Source organism: Streptomyces sp. NBC_01431, from assembly GCF_036231355.1.
In the GTDB taxonomy this organism is placed as follows: domain Bacteria; phylum Actinomycetota; class Actinomycetes; order Streptomycetales; family Streptomycetaceae; genus Streptomyces.
In genome coordinates, this window is record NZ_CP109496.1 from 7,212,317 (window position 1) to 7,232,871 (window position 20,555).

Below are 20,555 nucleotides of genomic sequence, written 5' to 3' on the forward strand. Positions count from 1 at the left end.
TCACCGCTGCCCCGCCCACGCATGCCGAGCACCCGCCGAAGGGGGAACGAGCGGCGGTCGGCGGCGCTCACCGCACGGTCCGCTCAAGGTCTCGGCGATGGTGCGGGCCCGGCGGGCCGGGGCCGGGCCGGGGGCCGAACGGGTCGCCCCCTGACGCGCCCCCGCGAGCTGAGCGGCGACGACGTGCCGATCGAGGAGGCGGGCCACACCCTGCGCCGACCTCGGGCGCTACGCCCAGTCGATGCCCAGCTCGGCCAGAGCGCTGCGCTGGGTGTGGCTGAGAGAGCCCCGCCGGCTCTTCGTGTTCGAGTACCAGATGCCCAGCTTCACCACGGTGCCGTCCGGCAGCGTCTCCTGGTGCCCCCGGGGCACGACCGTGCGCGACTCCCTGGCGACGTACTGCCCGAGAGCGGCGACGCCCCGCAGGAACGCCGCCGACACCCGGCCCTGGGTGCCCCGCGGTGCGGCGGCGGGCCGCTCGGCCGGGCCGATGCCCAGCGCGGACAGCCGCCGGCGCTGCTCCTCGGTGAGCGTGCGCCAGTCCAGCCGCTGCCGCTCCGTCCAGCGCCCCAGGTCGTCGCCCTCGAAGGTCACCCCGGGCCGGATGTCGGGCAGGGCGCCGTCGGCGGCCACCAGGTCGCGCAGCACCGCGTACTGGCGCTGCCAGTCCAGCGGCCAGGGGCAGTCCCAGTCGGGGTCGATCGCGGTGAGCTGCGCCGCCCGCCGTGCGGCCCGCCCCGGATCCTTGCCGAGACCGCCCTTCCTGCGCAGGTTGGCCAGGTGCTGGCCGACGGGCTCGTCCAGCCAGAACGCGTCCTGCCGCGGCGCGAGATGGTGGTGCACACGGTGGAAGGCGCGGAACGCGGCGAGCTTGCTCTCCCACGCCTCATCGCCCGGCTCCCACACCATTCCCGCCTCGTCGAGCCGCTGCCTTCGGTGCTCGTCGAGCTCGCCGGTCCTGAGCGCCCGCCGCTGCTGCGCGACCCACCGGCCCAGCGGGAACCGCGTGACGCCCAGGGTGACTTCGGTGTCGTACGGGACGGACACGAGCCCGGTGTGGCCGTGTTCGGCGCGCCAGCGGTGCAGCGCGCCCAGCCCTTCGAGCCACACCAGCGACTCGGGCCGGTACACCCGCGTGCGCAGGAACGCGGCGATGGTGGCCGGGTCGCGCGGCGTGGAGAAGCGCAGCAGCGGGTTCTCGGCCGCGTCGTCGATGATGCGGCCCCGGCCGTCGCGGCGGACGTGGATGTGGTGGCCGCTGTCGGCCCGGGGGCTCAGCGCCTGGGAGGCGAGCTGCTCCACGAGCCGCTCGTCGTGCGAGCGCAGGCCCTGGAGGACCGCCACCAGCGGGGCGTAACTTGCGGAGGCGATCATGTTGTCCGGGTCTTCGCCGGGGGTGAGGAAGACGGGCACGAGGATCCGGGCGGTCTTGGTGGTGCCGTCCGGGTTGGGCCGCAGCGCGCGGCCGATGTTCTGGACGATCTCGACCTGCGAGCCGCGCGTGTCGGCGAAGCACACGGCCTCGACGCCGCGCGCCCCGACGATGTCGACGCCCTCGCCCAGCACCCGTACGCTCGCGAGGAACGCGCGGTCCACGCGGCGCCCCGCGCTGTCGGTGCCGTTCGCGAACTGCCGCAACACCTCCCGCCGTTCGGCCACCAGATGGTCCCCGCACAGCCACTCGGCCCACACCCGCCGCGCCGGGACGTGGCGGTGGGGCCGCAGATCGTACGGTTCGCCCTGCGACGGGGCAAGGCGCGCGGCCCGCCGCAGGGCCTGGCTGCCGACCTCGCTCTCGTACAACTCGGCCGCTGTCGAGGGGAGTTGGGCCACGAAGGCCTTCGCCTCCTCCACCCGGTGGTGGAACGTCATCACCGTGTGCAGATCGTGCGCCGCCGCGTGTTCCAGGAGCGCGGTCTGCAGCAGCGCCAGGCGCCGGCCCCGCCGTGCGTCCTCGGAGGCCTTCGCGCGAGGCGGGGCGGGGTCGCGGATCTCCAGCACGTCGATCTCGAACCCGGCCAGGATGCCGCGCTCGACGGCCTCCGAGAGCCCCAGCTGGACGATCTGGCGGCCATACGTCGCCGAGTCGGCCGTCATGCTCGCGATCTCCAGCTCCCGCCCGTCGCGCCCGCGCGGAGCCCGGGGTGCGGCGAGGATGCGCGGAGTCGCGGTGAGGTAGAGCCGGCGGGCCGCCGGGATGCGGGCCTGGTCGTGCACCGCCGCCCACGGCCGGCCGGTGTCGCCCGCCGTGCGGTGCGCCTCGTCGACGACGGCGAGGTCGAACGGGGCGAGGCGCTGTCCGTACATCAACTCGCCACCGGCCAGGGCGAGTTCGACGGGGCCCGGCACCTTTGCCCCGCCCGTCGGGTCGTCGCGCTCCACGAGTGAGGCGTACGTGGCCAGCATGACGACCGGGCCCTGCCCGGCCCACAGGGCGAGCTGGATGGGGTTCGTCGTGCACCGCACGCCCAGCTCCTCAAGGACGTCGTCCTTTTCCAGGGAGCACACCGCGACCATGGGGGAGCGGTGGCCGATGGCCCGCCAGGCCCGTGCGGTCTGCACCAGCAGGTCGAGGGTGGGCACGAGCACCAGAATCCGGCCGCGCGCAACCATGTCGAGCGCGGCCGACGCGGTCGTGTAGGTCTTCCCGCTGCCCGTCGCGGACACGACGGTGGCCCGCGCCCCGTGCTCCGGCACGTCGGGGCGTGCGGGCAGGCCGAACTCGGCGATGATCCGCGTCTTCGCGTCCACCTGGTGTTCACGGAGCCTGATCACGTACGCCCGCCGTTCTCCTGGTCGCCCTGCCTGCGGGTACGCCCTGGCCGCACCCGCAGAGGGACCACATTAAGCCTGCCACGGTGGCCGGGAGCAGCTCGTCCGTGGGGTGCAGCGCCCCGGGTACGAAGATCGTTCCCGGGGAGGATGGGCGGGCCGGGGTGCCGTTGCGAGAGTTGATGGCCAGTTGGCCCACCGGAAGGGACACCCGTCATGCTTTTGACCCGCCCACCCCGTCGCCGCGCACGCGTCGCCTCGGCCACCGTGACGCTCGCGCTGGCCCTGCTGGCGACCGCGGTCCCGGCACATGCCGCCACCCCCTCGTCACCCGGTGCGGCCGCGCAGGCCCCGGCCGGCCTCGACCGCCCGGCCCTGGGGGCCGCCCTGGACGCGGTTCACGCGGCGGGCATGTACGGCGCGTTCGCGGAGGTCAGGGACGGCACCGACGAGTGGCAGGGCGCCACGGGCGTCGCCGACGTGGCCACCGGGCGCCCCATGCGTCCGGAGTTCCAGCAGCGCGTGGGCAGCATGACCAAGGCGTTCACCTCTGTCGCGGTGCTCCAGCAGGTCGCCAGGGGCCGCATCGACCTCGACGCCCCCATCGGCCGCTACCTCCCCACGGTGGTCCCCGGCGAACGCGGCCGGACGATCACCGTCCGGATGCTGCTGAACCACACCAGTGGCATCGGCGACTACGTCGTGGCCGCGTTCCCCTCGCTGGCGACGCTGTCGACCAAGAGCCTGGACGACAACCGCTTCCGCCACGTGCGGCCCGAGGAGCTGGTCCGCCTGGGACTTGAGGCTCCGCCGACCGGAAAGCCCGGCGAGAAGTGGTCGTACTCCAACACCAATTACGTCATCGCCGGACTGCTGCTCCAGCATGTCACCGGCGAAGACCCGCAGAGGGTCATCACCCGCGACGTCATCCGCCGGGCCGGTCTGCACCACACCTACTTCCCGCGCTCCCCGTACATCGACGGACCGCACGCCAAGATGTACGAGTCGTTCTACGGACTGATCGACCCGCCGCGCGACTACAGCGTGTACGACATGTCCTGGGGCGGCACGGCGGGAGCGCTGATATCCACCACGGCGGACCTCGACGACTTCTACCGTCAGCTCCTGGCCGGCCGTCTGCTGCCCGAGGCGCAGTTGCGCCAGATGCAGACCACGGTGCCGGCCCGCGACGAGAACGGCAGGCTGATGATGAACTACGGCCTCGGCGTGTACGCCGTAGATCTGCCGTGCGGGCGCTTCTGGGGGCACGACGGAGCGGTGTTCGGTGCGGGCACGGTCGCCCTGTCCAGTCCGGACGGCAAGCGCCAGATGTCCCTCGCGTTCAACCTGATGAAGTATCAGAAACTCGACGCCAACGGGAAGGTGGAGCCCAGCCCCATCGACGCTGCGTTCGCGGCGTTCTACGGTCGGGCCCTGTGCGGGACGGGCAAGGCCGCCGCGCCCTCCGCGCCGCTCCCGCGCGCCCAGGACCTCGCACCGGCGATGGCCCCACGGCGCTGACGACGGCCCTGCGGCTACCTGCCGAACGACAGGCGGAAGTGCGCCGCCCGGCGTGGTGCCGGGCTCTCCGCATGGTCGCGAGCCGTCCGGCCGGCTGGGTTCCAACGGCCCGTCGGGGTCCGGAGGTTCATCGCCGGAGGTGCGACCGGTCATGCGCCCCGGGTGACCCGTGAGGCGGACGGCTGGAGTGCCTTTCTAGAATCAGGTTCTACTCATGGCTGGGATACCCTGACCGCCATGACGGACAGCACCAAGCCGGGCGCCCCCGTGGGCGGCCCGGCCCACCGCCACCTCGCGGGTTCCGGGCCGGCGGCGTCGAGCGATGTCTCCTAGGCAGCAGCGTGGCGAGGCCACGATCGACCGCCTCCTGACCTCCGCGCTCGACGTGTTCGCCACATCGGGTCAGCCGGGGTTCACGGTGCACGCCGTCACCACGGCCAGCGGCGTGAGCCTCGGCAGCCTCTACCACCACTTCGGCAGCTTCGACGGCCTCGCCGCCGCGCTGTTCACCCGGTGCATGGAGGAGCTGTTCGACGAGATGACCGCCGCGCTGCACCGCACCCGCACCGCGCGCACCGGTATCCGCGCCGTCGTGCACGCCTATCTGCGCTTCACCGAGGAACACCCGGACGCGGCGCTCTTCCTGCACGCCTCCGCCTACTCCGGCTACCTCGCCGCCCACGCGGACCAGATCCGCGCCGCGAAAGTCGCCAAGCTGGGGCCGATCGCACAGTGGCTGCGGCCGCGCATGGAAGCCGGCGAGATCGCGCCGCTGCCCGAGCCGCTGCTCGAAGTGCTGCTGCTCGGGCCCGTCGCCGAGACCGCGCGCCGCTGGCTTTCCAGCACCTACGACATCGACCTCGCCCAAGCCGCCCGGATCCTGCCCGAACGCATCTGGCGCTCCCTCCAGCCGGACACTGCCGCGGCCAACTAGTCGTGCTGATACGCGAGTTGAGGGTGGCCTGATTCGGACGGGCCGTGTTCCCAAGCGCCCGCCCCGGTGCCCATGCTCTGCCGGGAAGCGGTGTCGGGGCGAGAAGGGACACACGATGACCGATGCTCAGCACGGCGGCCCGGGAGCGGCCACGGTCGGCGGGGCACGCGCGGCGACCGCGGGGGGCATGACCCGGTTCGACAAAACCTACGACCAGCCCGACCCACGGGCCTACTTCCGGGCCCTGAGCCCGTTCGCCTACCAGACACCCGGCCACGCCCAACGCGTCTTTCGGCGACTGCGCCGCGCCCTGAGGACCGAAGGCCCGGCCACCGAGTCCCTCACGGTGCTCGACCTCTGCTGCTCGTACGGCATCAACGCCGCGCTGCTCAACCACGACGTGACGCTGGACGAGCTGTACGCGCGCTACACCTCGCCCCGCGCCGCCCAGTTGAGCACGGCGGAACTGGCCGAGTGGGACCGGGAGTTCTACGGCGAGCGGCGGCTTTCCGACGCGGTCCCCGTCGTCGGGCTCGACATCGCGGCCAACGCCGTCGCCTACGGGCTCGCCGTCGGCCTGCTTACCGAAGGGTTCGCCGAGAACCTGGAGAGCGCGCCGCCCAGCCCCGAACTGCGCCGAGCGGTGCGCCGGGCCAGGCTGATCACCGTGACGGGCGGCACCAGCTTCCTGTCACCGCGCACCTTCCGGCCGCTGCTGTCCGCGGCCCGCGGACCGGTGTGGGTCGCCGCGTTCGTGCTGCGCACCACCCCCTACCGGGCGATCGCCGAGTGCCTCGCCTCGTTCGGCCTCGCCACCGAGCAGGCCGTTCCCACCTTCCCGCAGCGCCGCTTCACCAGCCTGCGCGAACAGCGCTACGCCCTCGACGCGGTGACCGCGAGCGGCAACGATCCGGCCGGCAAGGAGTCCGACGGCTACTTCCACACCGCACTGCACCTGTCGCGTCCCACCAGCGACGTGGTGGCGACACCGCTCGACGCCCTCGTACCCGCGGTATGAGCGCACGGCGGACATGCCGCTGCCGCCCCGCATCGCGCGGGGCGGCAGCACAGTGCTGGATCAGTTCTGCGACGGGGCGTTCGCCGCGGTCACGTTGACGGCGGCCCAGGCCTTGTCCACCGTCGTGTACTCGGTGCTGCTCGCGCCGTAGAGATCGGCGGCGGCGCTCAGCGTGGCGGTGCGGGCGTCGTGGAAGTCGGTCGTGGAGACCATGTACCGGGTCAGCGCCCGGTAGAAGATCGCGATCGCCTTGTCCCGGCCGATGCCGGCCACCGTCGAGCCGTCGTACGTCGGCGAGTCGTAGGCCACACCGTTGATCGTCTTCTGGCCGCTGCCCTCGGCGAGCAGGTAGAAGGCGTGCGAGGAGACACCCGAACCGGCGTGGACCTCGGTGTCGTACGACGCCGTCGACCAGTAGTCGACCGTGCCCTCCAGTTTGTCGAGGGACGGCTTGTCGAGCCGGCGCAGGAACTTCTGCTGGAGCCCGAGCTTCTCGCCCATCAGGTAGTTGGGCGGGTTGTTCGGGTTGTTGGTCGCGAACTCGACGGCGGTGCCGAAGATGTCGGCCAGCGACTCGTTGAGGGCGCCGGGCTCGCCGAACTGGTTGTCGTCGGCGTCGACCCGGGTCGGCTGGAGCTTCGCGGTCGCGTCCACCACACCGTGGGTCAGCTCGTGGCCGGTGACGTCGAGGACGACCAGGGGCTGCGCGAAGGTCCGCCCGTCGCCGTCGCCGTAGAGCATGCAGCCGCAGTCCGAGGACCAGAAGGCGTTGCCGACGTTGCTGCCGAAGTGCACCAGGGCGTGGGCGCCCGCCCCGTCGTTCTTGATCCCGTTGCGGCCCAGCGTCTTCTTGTAGAAGTCCAGGGTGCTGGTGATCCCGTACTCCGCGTCGACGGCGGCCGTCGCGCGGTTGCCCGCCGAGCCGGTGCCCCAGCGATTGGTGGTGCTGGTGAACGCCTTGCCGCCGCTGAACTGCTGCAACTCCTTGTTCCCGGCGTCCCGCGTCTCGGTGTTGCCGCGGCTCGGGTCCTTGAGCGTGAAGGCGCTCTTCGCCGTCTGCGTGGTGGTCAGCTGCACGCTGCCGACGAACAGGGAGGAGCCGGTGCCGGTGGCCGACGCCGGGAAGCCGGACGCGGCGGACGAGGCGAACGGGGCCGGCGAGGCCGTCCCGATGGCGGGGCTGAGCTTCTGGCCGCTCTTGCGGAGCTTGGCCTGGACGCCGGGCGACAGGAACGAGTCGTTGGCGGGGGTGTTGCTGAGCACGGCGCCGGTGGCCGCGTCGACGACGACCGTACGGGCGCCGGCCTCGGTGGTGCTGCTGTTGGTCACCTGGATTTGGTACGCGAGCGCCGAGCGCCCGGCGCGGGCGTCCACGACGAGCTGGGCGGTGCCCGCACTGCCCTTGGTGGTGGCCGCGGCCTTCGCCTGGGCCTGTGCGGCCGTCAGCTTGGCGCCGCTGCCGGGGACCTCGACCTGGTGGCGTAGCGCCCGGGTCACTCCCAGATAGGCGGATCTGGCATCCAGGTGGATGACCAGGTCGCCGCCGAGGACCGGCAGGCCCCGGTGCGAACGGATGAACCGGACGTGCTGCTTGCCGTTGGTGTCCACCAGGACGTCCGTGGCGCTGAGTGTGTCGTCCTTGCCGACGCCGGTGGCCGAGGAGTGGGCCAGGGCCGCCGTGCGGGCGGCGTCGACGACCGGCTGAAAAGCGACGTTTGCGGCGGGAGCGGTGACCCCTGCTGCGGCCGGGGCGGCGAAGGCCGTGGCCCCGCCCCCCGCGGTGATGGTGAGGGCCGTCGTGACGGCCAGGGATATCGCGAGGCTGCGTATGTGGGGTGTACGCACGGTGGGGGGTCCTTATGTGTGCGGGGGCGGTCGGCTCAACAACCACCCGTACGCACGGTGCTGTTGTGCACCGCGGGGACTGTGTGGTCCCGGCCGAAACCTTGCTACTCCTGACATGTGCATGTAAATACCCATGATCGAAATAGCTGCCTTCGGAACCCAGATTTAACAATTGCCCCCGGCGTACATGGCCGGAAGGTGTCCAACTCCCCTCGCACCAGCGCAGATGCGAGATCGGGCCGGAAGGTTGCTCGCCCCGGCGTGAATCCTTCGCCGCGGCCGCACAACGGGCCCGCCGCAACCGGGCGTTCCGCCTCGTACACCTGTTGCGGGCTGGAACCGGACGAAGTTCATCCTTTTCAGGCGTACGTCACGTCCGTCACGGAAAGGTAGGCCCCGTGCCAACGGACGACGAAACGGCCGACGGATTCGCAGCTGAGCTGCGGCGCCTGCGAGGCCTGCGCAAGATGTCCCTCACCGGGCTGGCCCGCTCGATCCACTACAGCAAGGGCTACCTCAGTAAGATCGAGAACGGCAGCAAGCCGCCCACCCTCGACGTCGCCCGGCGCTGCGACGAGGTGCTCGGCGCTGACGGCGAACTCATACGCCTGGTACGTCTCGTCCCGAAACAGCCGGGCGCCGCACCGGCCCGCACCGGGCCCGGTGCCTCCTTCGAGAGCGCCCTGTGCCCCTACCGGGGCCTCGCCGCCTACGGGCCGCACGACGCCGAGTGGTTCTACGGACGCGAGAGCGCGACGGCGGAACTGACCGGGCGGCTCGCCGAACGCGTCGGCCGCGGACCACTGGCCGTGGTCGCCCCCTCGGGTGCCGGGAAGTCCTCGCTCCTGCAAGCCGGACTGCTGCCCGCACTGCGCCGCGGCGCCCTGCCCGTCCCCGGCTCCGCCGACTGGCCGGTCGTCGTCTGCACGCCGACCGCCCACCCGCTCAAGGAACTCCTGCGCTGCGCCGCCCAGGCGCTCGGCGCGGCGGGCGCGGAGATCACCCCCGATGAGCTCGCCGCGCGGCCCGGCGCCCTGCTCGACGCCTGTGCCGCACCGGGCCGCACCGGAGGCCTGGTGGTCCTGGTCGACCAGTTCGAGGAGACCTTCACCCTGTGCGAGGACGAGCGTGAACGCCGCGACTTCGTCGCCGTGCTCCACACCCTCGCCACCACCCGCGACACCTCGGGCGCCACCGCCCGCAGCGCCGTCGTGATCGGCATGCGCGCCGACTTCTGCGGCCGCTGCCTGGACCATCCCCACCTGGTGGAGGTCTTCACCCACGGCTTGTACGCCCTCGGCCCGATGTCCGGCACACAACTGCGCCAGGCCATCACCGGACCCGCCGAACGCGCCGGGCTCAGCCTCGAAGCGGGCCTGGTGGAGCTGCTGTTGAGGGACCTCGGCACCGACTCGGCGACCTCCGCCGGCTCGCTGCCCCTCCTCGCGCACGCCCTGCTCGTCACCTGGCAGCAGCGCACCAGCCGCACCCTGACCGTCGCGGGCTACGAGACGACGGGCGGCATCCACGGCGCGGTCGCCCGCACCGCCGAGTCCGTCCACGCCAGTCTCGACCCGGCGGAGCGACAGGCGGCCCGCCAGCTCCTCGTCCGCCTCGTACACGTCGCCGACGACACGGCGCGAACCCGCAAACCAGTCGAACGAACGCTGCTGCTACGGCAGTTGACCGACCCCGAGTCGGGCGCCAGGGCCCTGGACGCCTTCGTGTGCGCCCGCCTGGTCACCGCGGGCAGCGAAGCGGTGGAGATCACCCATGAAGCACTGCTGCACGCCTGGCCGCGGTTGCGCGGATGGATCGAGGCCGACCTGGCCCAACTCGTCATGCGCCAGCAGGTCTCCGACGCCGGCACCCAATGGGTCCGCGGCGGCCGCGACCCGAGCCTGCTCTACCGCGGCACCCGGCTCGCCGCCGTGCGCGACTGGGCGCAACAGGCCCCCGAACGCGCCCAACTGGGTCCGGTGGAAAGGGAGTTCATCACGGCCTGCGAGGCCGAGGAGGGCCGCGGGGTACGCGTGGCGCGGCGCCAGACCCGAATCCGCCGCGCCCTGCTCGCCACCCTCGCCGGGCTCCTCGCCATCGCACTGACAGCCGGGGCGCTCGCCTTCCAGCAGCGCTCCCGCGCACTTGACCAGAGCCGCAACGCCCAGTCGCAGGCCCTCGCCGTACGGTCCGCGGCCCTCGCGGCGGGCCAGCCCGAAGCCTCCATGCTGCTCGCCGCCGACGCCTACCGCACCGACCGCACCCCGCAGGCCCGCGGCGCCCTGCTCAGCACACAGGCGCAGTACTTCGACGGACGGCTGCGCGGACACGTCGGTCCCGTCAACTCGGTGGCGTTCAGCCCCGACGGCACGACCCTCGCCTCGGCCAGCTCGGACGGAACCGTGCGGCTGTGGGACCCCCGGAGCCGCCGGGCCACCGCCACCCTGACCGGCCACGCCGGAGCCGTCACCGCGGTCACCTACAGCCCCGACGGCACACGCCTGGCGACAGCGGGCGCCGACGGCACGGTCCGGCTGTGGGACGCCGCCACCCACCGGATGACCGCGACCCTGCCCGGCCACCAAGGGGCCGCGCGCGCCGTGGCGTTCAGCCCGGACGGCCGCACCGTGGTCTCGGGCGGAGTCGACCACACCGTACGGCTGTGGGACCTGCCCGACGGCACCTTGCGAGCGGTCCTCACCGGGCACAGCGACACGGTGACCTCGGTCGCCTTCAGCCCCGACGGCCACAACGTGGCCTCCGCGGGCGCCGACCGCACCGTGCGCGTCTGGGATGTGACGGATAGTCAGCCGCCTCTCGTCCTCACCGGCCACAGCGACCAGGTACTCGGCGTCGCCTTCAGCCCCGACGGCCACACCCTCGCATCCGGCGGCGCGGACCGCACAGTACGCCTGTGGAACCTGCCCGACGGCACCACACGCGCCGTCCTCACCGGACACAGCGACGACGTGAACGCCGTCACGTTCACCCGCACCGGCGACACCGTCATCAGCGCCAGCGGCGACGGCACCGTCAAACTCTGGGACGCCGTCAACCGCCGGATCGTCGCCACCCTGTCCGGCCACACCGACTACGTCCTCGCCGTCGCCGCCGGCCCCGACGAAAGGCTCGCCACCGCCGGATTCGACCAGTCCGTGGTGCTGTGGGACCCGGGCCGCTCGGCCCTCACCGCCCGCCCGTTCACCGAAGCGTGGCAGTCGGCGTTCTCACCGGACGGCCAACTCCTGGCCTCGGCCGAGGCCGACCGCACCGTACGCGTGTGGGACCTGGCCCACCACCGGCTGCGCACCACCCTCACCGGCCACGACGGTTCGGTGTTCGCGGTCGCCTTCTCGCCCGACGGGCGCCTCATCGCCTCCGCGGGCGCCGACCGCACCGTCCGCCTCTGGGACACGGCGACCGGCCGCCCCGAGGCGACCCTCACCGGCCACGACGGTTCGGTGTTCGCGCTCGCCTTCTCGCCCGACGGGCACCTCCTCGCCTCCGCCAGCGCCGACAAGACCGTCACCCTCTGGGACACCGCCACCCGCCGGCCGTACGCCACGCTCAGGGGCCACGAGGACTTCGTCAACGCCGTCGCGTTCAGTCCGGACGGCCGCACCCTGGCCGCCGGCAGCGACGACCTGACGGTCCGGCTGTGGGACGTGGGCGACACCGGGCACGGGGCGCGGGCCGTACTGCGCGGCCACACCGGCTCCGTGCGCTCCGTCGCGTTCGCCCCCGACGGCCGCACCCTGGCCAGCGGCGGCAACGACGGAACCGTACGCCTGTGGGACCTCGCGCACCGCACGGCGGCCGGCACGCTCGCCGGACACAGCGGTTCGGTACGCGCGGTCGCCTACAGCCCCGACGGCGCGGTCCTCGCGAGCAGCGGCAGCGACCAGAGCGTCAAACTGTGGAGCCCGGCCCGAGGCGAACAGATCGCCACCCTGTCCGGCCACACCGGCGCCGTCTGGGGCGTCGCCTTCGACCCCGCCCTGCCCGGCACGCTGGCGAGCAGCAGCAACGACGGAACGGTGCGGCTGTGGAGCACGGACGTACCCCGCCAACAGGCCCAGGCCTGCCGCCTGTTGGGCGACACCGGACCCGAACGCTGGGTCCGGCTGCTGCCCGATCTGCCCTACCGCCCCCTGTGCCCGGCCCCAACCGATCTGTGAATCAAGCCCGTTTCCCCCGGCGTTTCCCGTTTCCCGGCAGCACAGGAGACGCCTGCCTCCTCGACAGCGCCCACCGTCGCGGAAGAGTCTCGAAGCACCGCAACCGGTGAACCCCCTGGGAGGGGAACACCCCGCGGCCTGCCGGGCAGCCGTCCGGCACACGTACGACGAAACGGGGAACGGACCATGCAGCACACCCTCGCCAGAGCGCGGCGCACGCTCGCCGCCGCGGGCATCCTGGCCGCCTGCGCCATCGTGCCGACCGCCCAACTCTCAGGAGCCGCACCCCACATGGCCACCGCCGCGACACGAGCCGCGGCGGCCGCTCAAGGGTGCGACGTCCTGGCTCCGGGCGCCTCCGCCACCGCCGAGGCGGCGGTCCGCGCGGCCTGCTCCCAGCTCGGCATCTGGTACACGTGGGGCGGCGGACACGGACCGCAGCCCGGCGCGACCTACGGGCAGGTGGACCCCACCGACCCGGCCAGCAACGACGACCCGCACCGGCTCGGATTCGACTGCTCGGGCCTGGTCCGCTACGCCTACGCCCAGGCGACCGGGCAGGACATCCTGGCCGGCAACGCCAACAGCCAGTACTACTCCTCGCACGTCACCGCCCGCTTCAGCGCCGCGCAGGGCACCGGACCGCTGCTGCCCGGCGATCTGATGGCCTGGGGCGGCGACAACGGCATCCACCACATCGCGGTGTACCTGGGCGCGGGCAAAATGGTCGAGGCCCGGCAGTCCGGCACCCATGTGATGGTCAGCGACGTCCGGCCCGGCGGCGACTACAACGGAGCCGTACGCATCGGTGGCGGCTCGAACCAGAACGGCAACTTCAGCACCTGGGGCACCGACGTGTGGACACACGTCGAGCCATCCACGACGAGCGCCCGGGTCAACAAGTTCACCGGCCCGACCCGAGTGAAGATCAGCTGCCAGAAGCACGCCCAGCTCGTCGAGGCCGACGGCTACCGCAACGACGCATGGTCCTACCTCCCCGACTACAGGGCCTGGATCACCAACATCTACATCCAGGGCCCCGCCTGGCTGGACGGCGTCCCCACCTGCGCCTGACCACATCCGGACCGGCCCGACCGTCCCATAGGTCCCGGACACGACACACGGGATGCCGCACCAAGGGACCGAGGTGCACCGAGGTGCCGAGATACCGAGTTGCCGAGGTACGGAGGCGCCAGAGCACCAAGGCACCAAGGCGCCGAGACACCAGCGCCGAGACACCAGCGCCGAGACACCAAAGCGCCAAGGCGCAACGTGCACACGCCCGTTGCACATGTGGCGCGACCACACCGACAAGGAGTACGCAGTGAACGTACGCAGGAAGATCGCCCTGTTCGTCTCCGCCACCGCACTGACGGCGGGCCTCACCGCCACCGGACTGCCCACCGCGGTCGCCGCACCCGCCCACCCCGCGAAGCCCGCCGCCGAGTGCGGCGTGCGTTCCGACGGACGGTTGTACTGCGGCAACAAGGCTGGCGCGAAGGGCTATGCCGACCGCTCCTACCGTTCGGCGACCCGTGGCACGCTGGTCGGCACGTTCAGCTGGTTCCAGTGCTGGGGCCACGGGGACCCGCACCCGGGCGGCAACGACATCTGGTACTGGACGGAGCTCGACAATGGAGCCTGGGGCAACGTCCCGGCCGTCGACGTGAGCACCGGCCAGGACCCGGCTCCCGGCCTGCGCGAGTGCTGACCGGCACCCCGCACTGAAGACCGGGCCGCCCGTCGAACCCCCCGACGGGCGGCCCGCACCTGTCCGCCCGGTGGGGGAACTGGTGGGGCGGTGAGATCTGGTGGGGCGGTGAATCAACTCGTCCTCAGTGCAGGCGAGTTGCCCTTGCCTATCGTGCCAGCAGTGAATCCCCGGGCCCGGTGCCCTGCGCCGTGGCGAACAACGAGGTGAGCCCCTCGTCGAAGCGAGCCGTGTACGAGACGTCGTCCATGAGACCGCCGCCTCGCTCGGCACCGCCCAGCACCCCCACAACGATGCCCTCGCCCTCCTGGGCCGAGATCACCCACGGGCTGCCGGACACGCCGGTGGAGAACCCAGCGCACTGCGCCTGGCGGAAATCGGTGTACGCCGACTGCGAGTCCACGGTGCAGATGTGCTGGCCGGGCCTGTCGTGCGGATAGCCGATGAGCGTCACCCGGCTCAGATCGGCGGGCAGCCGCTCGGGGTGTGCGGGGACGTGGAAGACCGAGCCGACCGCCTCCTGGACGCTCTTCCCGCCGACCCGGGCCACTCGGACGAACGCCCAGTCGTACGGCCAGTTCTCCGCCCCTTTCTGCGCCTCGGCGAACCGGGGGTCGGGCAGCGCCGCCAGGACCGGCCACGAGCCGTGGGGAGCGGCCCCGTCGTGATATCCGGGCACGAAGGACGCCCCGTCCAGCGGCAGGCAGTGCGCGGCGGTCACCAGCAGATCGCCGTGCCTGCTGTCCACCACACCGGCCGTGCAGGACTGCGTGCCGCCGGGTCGCAGAAAGACCCCCACCGCCCGGTACCCACACTCCGACGCCAGGTCGTGCGCCTCCGGACGGCGCTGGTCCGCGACGCACGACAGCGAATGCTCGGGACGGGCGCCGTCTGCCGGGTGGACGGGCAGACCGGGGCCGCCGTCGAGCCCGGTAACGGCGGGGGCGCCCGGGTAGCGGGCGGCGCCGGTTCCGGGCGGACCGGCCGGCGGTGCGGCGGCGCGGGCCGAGGCAGCCAGGGCGGCGGCGCGGGCGGCCACGGCTTCGTCGCCTTCTGGGGGCCGGACGACGGTCAGCACGCCGACGGCCGTCGCCAGCAGGACGACTCCTATGACCGTACCGAACACGGCCTTCGCCCATCTGCCCCTGTGCGTATTTCGTCTCATAAGCACCCTGGTGAGACTAGAGCCCGCTCGGCCGCCCGCACCGCGCTGACACGACCGCAACCGGGCTCAAAGCCTCAAAGTTGGGACGGCGGGGGAGGCGGGGGGATGTGGCGGTTGGTGGTGGGGGCTGGTGGGCGTGCTGGCACATGAGGTGCCGCCCCATGGGTCGGCGCGCCACATGGGGCGGTGACCCGGAGCGCGTCGGCACATGGGGCGTCGGCACATGGGTGCTGCGCACCTGCGGACTGCGGGCTGCGGGGCGCGGGCCGCTGGGGGAAGCTGGGAGGGCGGGTCCCGTCACCATGTGTCGTTGCCCCACCCCGCAGGAGGTGTCCATGGATCCCGTAGCCGCCCTGAAACGGATCGCCTTCCTGCTCGAACGCAGTCGGGGAGCCACCTACCGCGTACAAGCCTTCCGCACGGCCGCCGATGTGATCGGCGCGATGGCGCCGAATGACGTGGCGGCGCGGGCGGCGGTGAACGGGCGGCTGGAATCGGTGAAGGGGATCGGCCCGAAGACGGCGAAGGTGGTGCGCGAGGCCCTGGCTGATGAGGTGCCCGGCTACCTCCAGCGACTTGAGGAGGAAAACGTCGCGGCCGGTCCGCTCGCGGTGGGCGGCGAACGTCTGCTGGCCGCACTGCGTGGGGACTGCCATCTGCACTCGGACTGGTCGGACGGCGGCAGCCCGATCGACGAGATGGGGCGAACGGCGGCGGAACTCGGGCACGAATGGGCCGTACTCACCGACCATTCGCCCCGGTTGACGGTCGCGAACGGACTGACGGCCGAGCGGCTGCGGAGCCAGTTGCGGATCGTGGCCGAACTCAACGAGAGCTGGGCGCCGTTCCGACTGCTTACGGGCATCGAGTGCGACATCCTCGACGACGGCTCCCTCGACCAGGAGGACGAACTGCTCGACCAGCTCGACGTCGTGGTGGTCTCGGTGCACTCCAAACTCCGCATGGACGCCGACGCGATGACCCGCCGCATGATCGCCGCCGTGCGCAACCCGCTGGCGGACGTGCTGGGCCACTGCACCGGACGCCTGGCGACAGGACGCGGCCGGCCCGAGTCGGAGTTCGACGCCGACGCGGTCTTCGCGGCCTGCGCGGAGGCCGGGACCGCGGTGGAGATCAATAGCCGCCCGGAACGGCTCGACCCGCCGCGACGCCTGCTGACGCGGGCCGTCGAGGCGGGCGTCCTGTTCGCCATCGACACGGATGCCCACGCGCCCGGCCAACTCGACTGGCAGGCATACGGCTGCGCCAGGGCCGAGGAGTGCGGCGTCCCACGGGAACGCGTCGTCACGACGTGGACGATGGAGGACCTGCTGTCCTGGACCCACAGCCGGGAGATACCGGCGTGATCCCTGGGGCACCCCTGCCGCCGCCCCCGGCGCGCGCCAACACCCGGAAGCCACTTGTGTGCCGTCCACACCGAGCGGCACCGCCCAGCCATGCGCCCTGCCCGCGCGGAGTGGCGCCGCCCAGCCATGCGTCCTCCCACGCGACAGGCGTCCATGCCGGTGTGTCTCCCGCGCGCCGAGCGAGGTTCACTCCGGTGTGTGGCCCGCCCACGTTGAGCGAAGTCCACGCTGTGTGTCCCGCGCACGTCGAGTGAGGCCCCCACCCGGGTGTCTCGCGCGCGCCGAGCGAGGTCCATGCCGGTGTGCCCCGCCCCCGGGAGTGGCGCCGCCACTGGTGTTTCTCGTACGCGTCGAGCGATGGCCATGCCAGTGTGCCCCGCCCATGCCAGTGCGCCCGGCCCACGCCGAGCGAGGCCCACGCCGTTGTGGCCCGCTCACGTCGAGAGGCGCCCCACCGGTGTGTCTCCGACGCAGCGAGCGACATCCACCCAGGTGCGCCCCGCCCCCGTCGAGCGCGCCCATGCCACTGGCCCCGCGCGCCAAAGAGGCGTCCACAGCATGTGCCACGCACACGCCGGGCGACCTCCACGCCGGTGGGCTCCGCAGCCGTCGAGCGACCTTGTGCACGCTGCCGCGTGCCACGCGCCCGTCAACTGGCTTCCACACGTAGTGACGTCGCGGCCGCCCGGTCCTGCGGGGCATGCCGCGCGCACATGTAGGAGCCGGGGCCCCGCCGCGTATGGCGGGGCCCCGGCTCCTGCGCGACCTCAGGTCAGATGTGGTCGGTCTCCGCGTCGCGCATGGCCCGCTGACTGCGCTCCCACTGCTCCTCGTTCTGCTGCCGGGGATCCCCGGCGCGCTCGGGAGCCTCTTGCCTGGCCTGGGCAGCCTTCGCCTTGGCCTGCTCGGCAGTCTGCTGCGCCTTGTCCCGGAACTTCTCGGCCTTGCCCATCGAGATTCACTCCTGCATGTGGGGGGTGGGGGTCGAACGCATCCACCGTGACATGTCTCCTCACCCCACGCATTCCGAGCGGTCACACACTGTCACGTGCGGACCCGCAGGGATAACGCTGCACACCGGTGCGCTCGCGGCCCCACAGCCCGCACAAGGGTCGGCCCCGCCGCATCACGGCGGCGCATACGGCCCCTCAGACACCAGCCACGTACCGCAGTCGCAGGGGACGGCCCCCGCCGCATCACGGCGCATACCGCCCCTCAGGCGCCGGCCGCGTACCGCCAGAAGTCCCGCATCAGGTCGGGCGGGGTGGGCCCGGTCATCTCCACCTGGGTCAGCAGGATGGACACCGCGCCCGTGGACGGGACGATGTGTGCCGCGGTTCCCGTGCCGCCGACCCACCCGTACCGTCCGGGCTCGTTCCATGCATCGACGGCTTCCACGTCGACCGAACCGCCGTACCCCCAGCCCTGGCCCTCCAGGAACAGCGCGGCCGCGGCGCGCTGGGCCGGGGTCAGCCAGTTGGTCGTCATCTGCCGCACCGACTGCGCCGACAGCAGCCGACGGCCGCCCGCCATCCCTTCCGCGAGCAGCATGCATGCGAAGGCGTGCAGGTCGTCGGCGGTGGACACGAGCCCGCCCGCGCCGGACTCGAACGCGGGCGGCCTGCTCCACTGCCCGTCCGGTGCGTCGACCAGCTGAAGGCCCCCGTCGGGGCGGATCTGGTAGAGGCTGGTGAACCGGTCGATCCGGTCCGCGGGGACGGCGAATCCGGTGTCGGTCATGCCGAGCGGTTCAAACAGCCGCTCGGCCAGGAACTCGGCCGTGGTGCGCCCGGAAACCCGGGACACGAGGACGCCCTGGATGTCGGAGGAGGTGTTGTACAGCCAGGTTTCCCCGGGCTGGTGCAGCAGTGGAATGCGGGAGAGCCGAGCGAGCCATTCGTCCGGCTCCGGGACCAACTGGGGCCGTGGGGGCGCCTGGTGGATCTCGCCGAAGAGCGGCCCGACGGCCGGGAGGGAGAAGTCGGAAGGGAAGCCGTATCCGGCGCGGGAGGTCAGGACATCGCGCACGGTGATCGGCCGCGCGGCAGGAACCACGTCGTCCACCGGAGCCGACGGAGTACGTACGACCATGGGCGAGGCCAGCTCCGGCAGCCAGGTGCCGATCGGGTCGTCCAGTGCGATCCTGCCGTCGTCCACGAGCATCATGACCGCGGCCGCGGTGACGGGTTTGCTGATCGAGGCGACGCGGAAGAGCGAGTCCCCGGTCATCGGCGAGGTGCCCTCGACATCGCGGGAGCCGACGGCCGCCACCTCCACCCGCTCGCCGCGGGCCACCAGGCCCACCGCTCCCGGCATCGTGCTCTTGCGGACATACGCCTCCAGGATGTGCTGCAACTCGGTCATCGCTCCACCTTCTCCAAGGGTCGGTCTCAGCAAGGAGACTCCCGCTGTTCCGTGGATTCATCGGCTGCGACGTCGCGGGATTTTCCTGATCGGGGATCGTCCACCGATCGACCGGGCAACGCTGGGACGACTCCTCGTCACGCGAAGTAGTCCGCACCGGCGCGGTGAAAGGGTGCGATCCTGGAACAGGGACATTTCACCCCCAAGGAGGCCTGTCATGCGAAAGGTTGCCGACTGCAGGGATTACCCCAGCGATTCGAATTGCAGCCTGACGATTTCCGGCGAGGAAGAGGAAGTCGTCAGGGCTGCTGCCGAGCACGCCGCATCGGTGCACGGCCACACGGACAGCCCTGAGCTGCGTGAACAGCTTCGCCAGGTACTGAAGGACGAGGCGACCGTCTAGAGGAGTGTGGCCGCACACCATGTGGCCCCACACCGTGGGGCTCCACACCATGTGGCTCCAAACCATGGGGCTCCACCACTTGGGGCCCCACCCCATGTGGTCCGAGCCGCGGTTCACATCGCAGTTCCCTGTACAGCAACGAAAGCGCGGCCCTGCGACGCCGAACGTCGCGGGGCCGCAATCATGTGTCACAGGTGGGGCGCGCTGAACGGACCGGGTGCGCGGGGGCGCGTACGCCGTTGGGGCTGTGGGCGTGCCGATGTCGTGGTTCTGTTACGCGTTGAACTATCCCGTTCTCGCGGTGCGGATGAGGTCCAGAGTGTGGGTGTCCGGCAGCCAGAAGGGCCGGACATTCGCACCGCCGGACGGTGGGCGACACTCTGCGCACCGTCCTGAACTGGGGGTTTCCATGTCTTCACGTTCCATATCCCGCGTCTGCGCCGTCCTGGCCGCCGGCGCCGCGCTGGCCACGGCGACGGCTCTGCCCGCCACCGCCGCCACTGCCCCGCACTCGCCCGTCACCTTCGGCGCGATCCAGTACGACAGCCCCGGCAAGGACGACGGCTCGCAGCGCAGCCTCAACGCCGAGTGGGTCACCGTCACCAACACCGGCCGCTCGTCGGTCAACCTGAAGGGCTGGACCCTCAGCGACCGCAGCCACCACGTGTACACCTTCGGCGCGTTCACCCTGGGCGGCCACAACTCGGTGCGCGTCCACACCGGGATCGGCCGCAACACCCGCAGCGACGTGTATCAGGACCGTCGCGCGTACGTGTGGAACAACACCGGGGACACCGCCACACTGCGCGACAATCACAGTCGTGTCATCGCCACCAGGACCTGGGGTCGCCGCTGACCTCATCGCGCGCCAAGTGACGGGCGCGTAGCGGGAGATGACGGCCGACACCATCGGGAGGGGAGGTGTCGGCCGTTGTCGCGTGCCGTTGTCGCGTGCCGCTGCCGCTGCCGCTGCCGCTGCCGCGTGCCGACGCCTCGCGGAACGGGAACCATCGAGTCCCGCCGCACATCTCTTCGGGCGTCGTCGGCCCCATGCGGTGTGTGTGATGGGAGCACACCGGGCGGGCCACACCCCGGCGAGGCCTCATGGGGGGTGTGCCAGGGGGGCGGGGGATGTTCGGAGTGTTCGCTGTGGGTGGGATCTTCGGGGCGGCGGCGTTCGGGACCGTCGGTCTGCTGCTCGCCGGGATCGGCTTCGGTGTGGCCGTGTCCACGGGGGCGTCTGGCTACGAGGGCCCGTCGATTCCCCTGGCCGGTTC

Annotated in this window: 14 protein-coding genes; 9 read left to right on the plus strand and 5 right to left on the minus strand. The window is 72.0% G+C overall.

What is annotated here, in order from left to right; genetic code table 11:
* Positions 1-228 precede the first annotated feature (228 nt).
* A complete protein-coding gene (locus OG522_RS33005; protein ID WP_329466706.1) occupies positions 229-2,775 on the minus strand; it encodes a DEAD/DEAH box helicase in 2,547 nt (848 codons plus the stop codon).
* 213 nt (positions 2,776-2,988) lie between these two features.
* On the opposite strand from OG522_RS33005, the gene OG522_RS33010 reads away from it, so the two are divergent.
* From OG522_RS33010 to OG522_RS33020, 3 genes are all read left to right on the plus strand, one after another.
* Positions 2,989-4,293, plus strand: coding sequence for a serine hydrolase domain-containing protein (locus tag OG522_RS33010; protein ID WP_329466707.1), 1,305 nt, complete (start codon positions 2,989-2,991; stop codon positions 4,291-4,293).
* A 322-nt stretch (positions 4,294-4,615) separates the two neighbouring features.
* Positions 4,616-5,227, plus strand: a complete 612-nt coding sequence (locus OG522_RS33015) for a TetR/AcrR family transcriptional regulator (RefSeq protein WP_329466708.1) — start codon at positions 4,616-4,618, stop codon at positions 5,225-5,227.
* 115 nt (positions 5,228-5,342) lie between these two features.
* Positions 5,343-6,245: a hypothetical protein gene (locus OG522_RS33020; RefSeq protein ID WP_329466709.1), complete on the plus strand. Its 903-nt coding sequence runs from the start codon at positions 5,343-5,345 to the stop codon at positions 6,243-6,245.
* Between the two features lie 60 nt (positions 6,246-6,305).
* On the opposite strand, the gene OG522_RS33025 is transcribed toward OG522_RS33020, so the two are convergent.
* On the minus strand, positions 6,306-8,090 hold the full coding sequence (locus tag OG522_RS33025) for a M4 family metallopeptidase (RefSeq protein WP_329466710.1): 1,785 nt from the start codon (positions 8,088-8,090) through the stop codon (positions 6,306-6,308).
* 398 nt (positions 8,091-8,488) lie between these two features.
* Between OG522_RS33025 and OG522_RS33030 the strand changes: the two genes are divergently transcribed.
* The 3 genes from OG522_RS33030 (at position 8,489) to OG522_RS33040 (ending at position 13,979) form a co-directional block, all read left to right on the plus strand.
* Positions 8,489-12,268: an nSTAND1 domain-containing NTPase gene (locus tag OG522_RS33030; RefSeq protein WP_329466711.1), complete on the plus strand. Its 3,780-nt coding sequence runs from the start codon at positions 8,489-8,491 to the stop codon at positions 12,266-12,268.
* A gap of 186 nt (positions 12,269-12,454) precedes the next feature.
* The gene (locus OG522_RS33035) at positions 12,455-13,342 is read left to right on the plus strand and encodes a C40 family peptidase (RefSeq protein WP_329466712.1); all 888 of its coding nucleotides are present in this window, start codon (positions 12,455-12,457) and stop codon (positions 13,340-13,342) included.
* A gap of 250 nt (positions 13,343-13,592) precedes the next feature.
* The gene (locus OG522_RS33040) at positions 13,593-13,979 is read left to right on the plus strand and encodes a hypothetical protein (protein ID WP_329466713.1); all 387 of its coding nucleotides are present in this window, start codon (positions 13,593-13,595) and stop codon (positions 13,977-13,979) included.
* A gap of 148 nt (positions 13,980-14,127) precedes the next feature.
* Here OG522_RS33040 and OG522_RS33045 read toward each other — a convergent pair whose 3' ends face one another.
* Complete coding sequence (locus OG522_RS33045) at positions 14,128-15,105, minus strand: trypsin-like serine peptidase (protein ID WP_329466714.1); 978 nt, start codon at positions 15,103-15,105, stop codon at positions 14,128-14,130.
* 374 nt (positions 15,106-15,479) lie between these two features.
* Here OG522_RS33045 and OG522_RS33050 point away from each other — a divergent pair, with 374 nt between their 5' ends.
* Positions 15,480-16,511, plus strand: coding sequence for a PHP domain-containing protein (locus OG522_RS33050; RefSeq protein ID WP_329466715.1), 1,032 nt, complete (start codon positions 15,480-15,482; stop codon positions 16,509-16,511).
* A gap of 772 nt (positions 16,512-17,283) precedes the next feature.
* Here OG522_RS33050 and OG522_RS33055 read toward each other — a convergent pair.
* The gene (locus OG522_RS33055; RefSeq protein ID WP_329466716.1) at positions 17,284-17,463 is read right to left on the minus strand and encodes a hypothetical protein; all 180 of its coding nucleotides are present in this window, start codon (positions 17,461-17,463) and stop codon (positions 17,284-17,286) included.
* 263 nt (positions 17,464-17,726) lie between these two features.
* Positions 17,727-18,875: a serine hydrolase domain-containing protein gene (locus OG522_RS33060; protein WP_329466717.1), complete on the minus strand. Its 1,149-nt coding sequence runs from the start codon at positions 18,873-18,875 to the stop codon at positions 17,727-17,729.
* A 217-nt stretch (positions 18,876-19,092) separates the two neighbouring features.
* Between OG522_RS33060 and OG522_RS33065 the strand changes: the two genes are divergently transcribed.
* The gene (locus OG522_RS33065) at positions 19,093-19,278 is read left to right on the plus strand and encodes a DUF1059 domain-containing protein (protein WP_329466718.1); all 186 of its coding nucleotides are present in this window, start codon (positions 19,093-19,095) and stop codon (positions 19,276-19,278) included.
* A 409-nt stretch (positions 19,279-19,687) separates the two neighbouring features.
* Positions 19,688-20,134: a lamin tail domain-containing protein gene (locus tag OG522_RS33070; protein ID WP_329466719.1), complete on the plus strand. Its 447-nt coding sequence runs from the start codon at positions 19,688-19,690 to the stop codon at positions 20,132-20,134.
* The last annotated feature ends 421 nt before the right edge of the window (positions 20,135-20,555 follow it).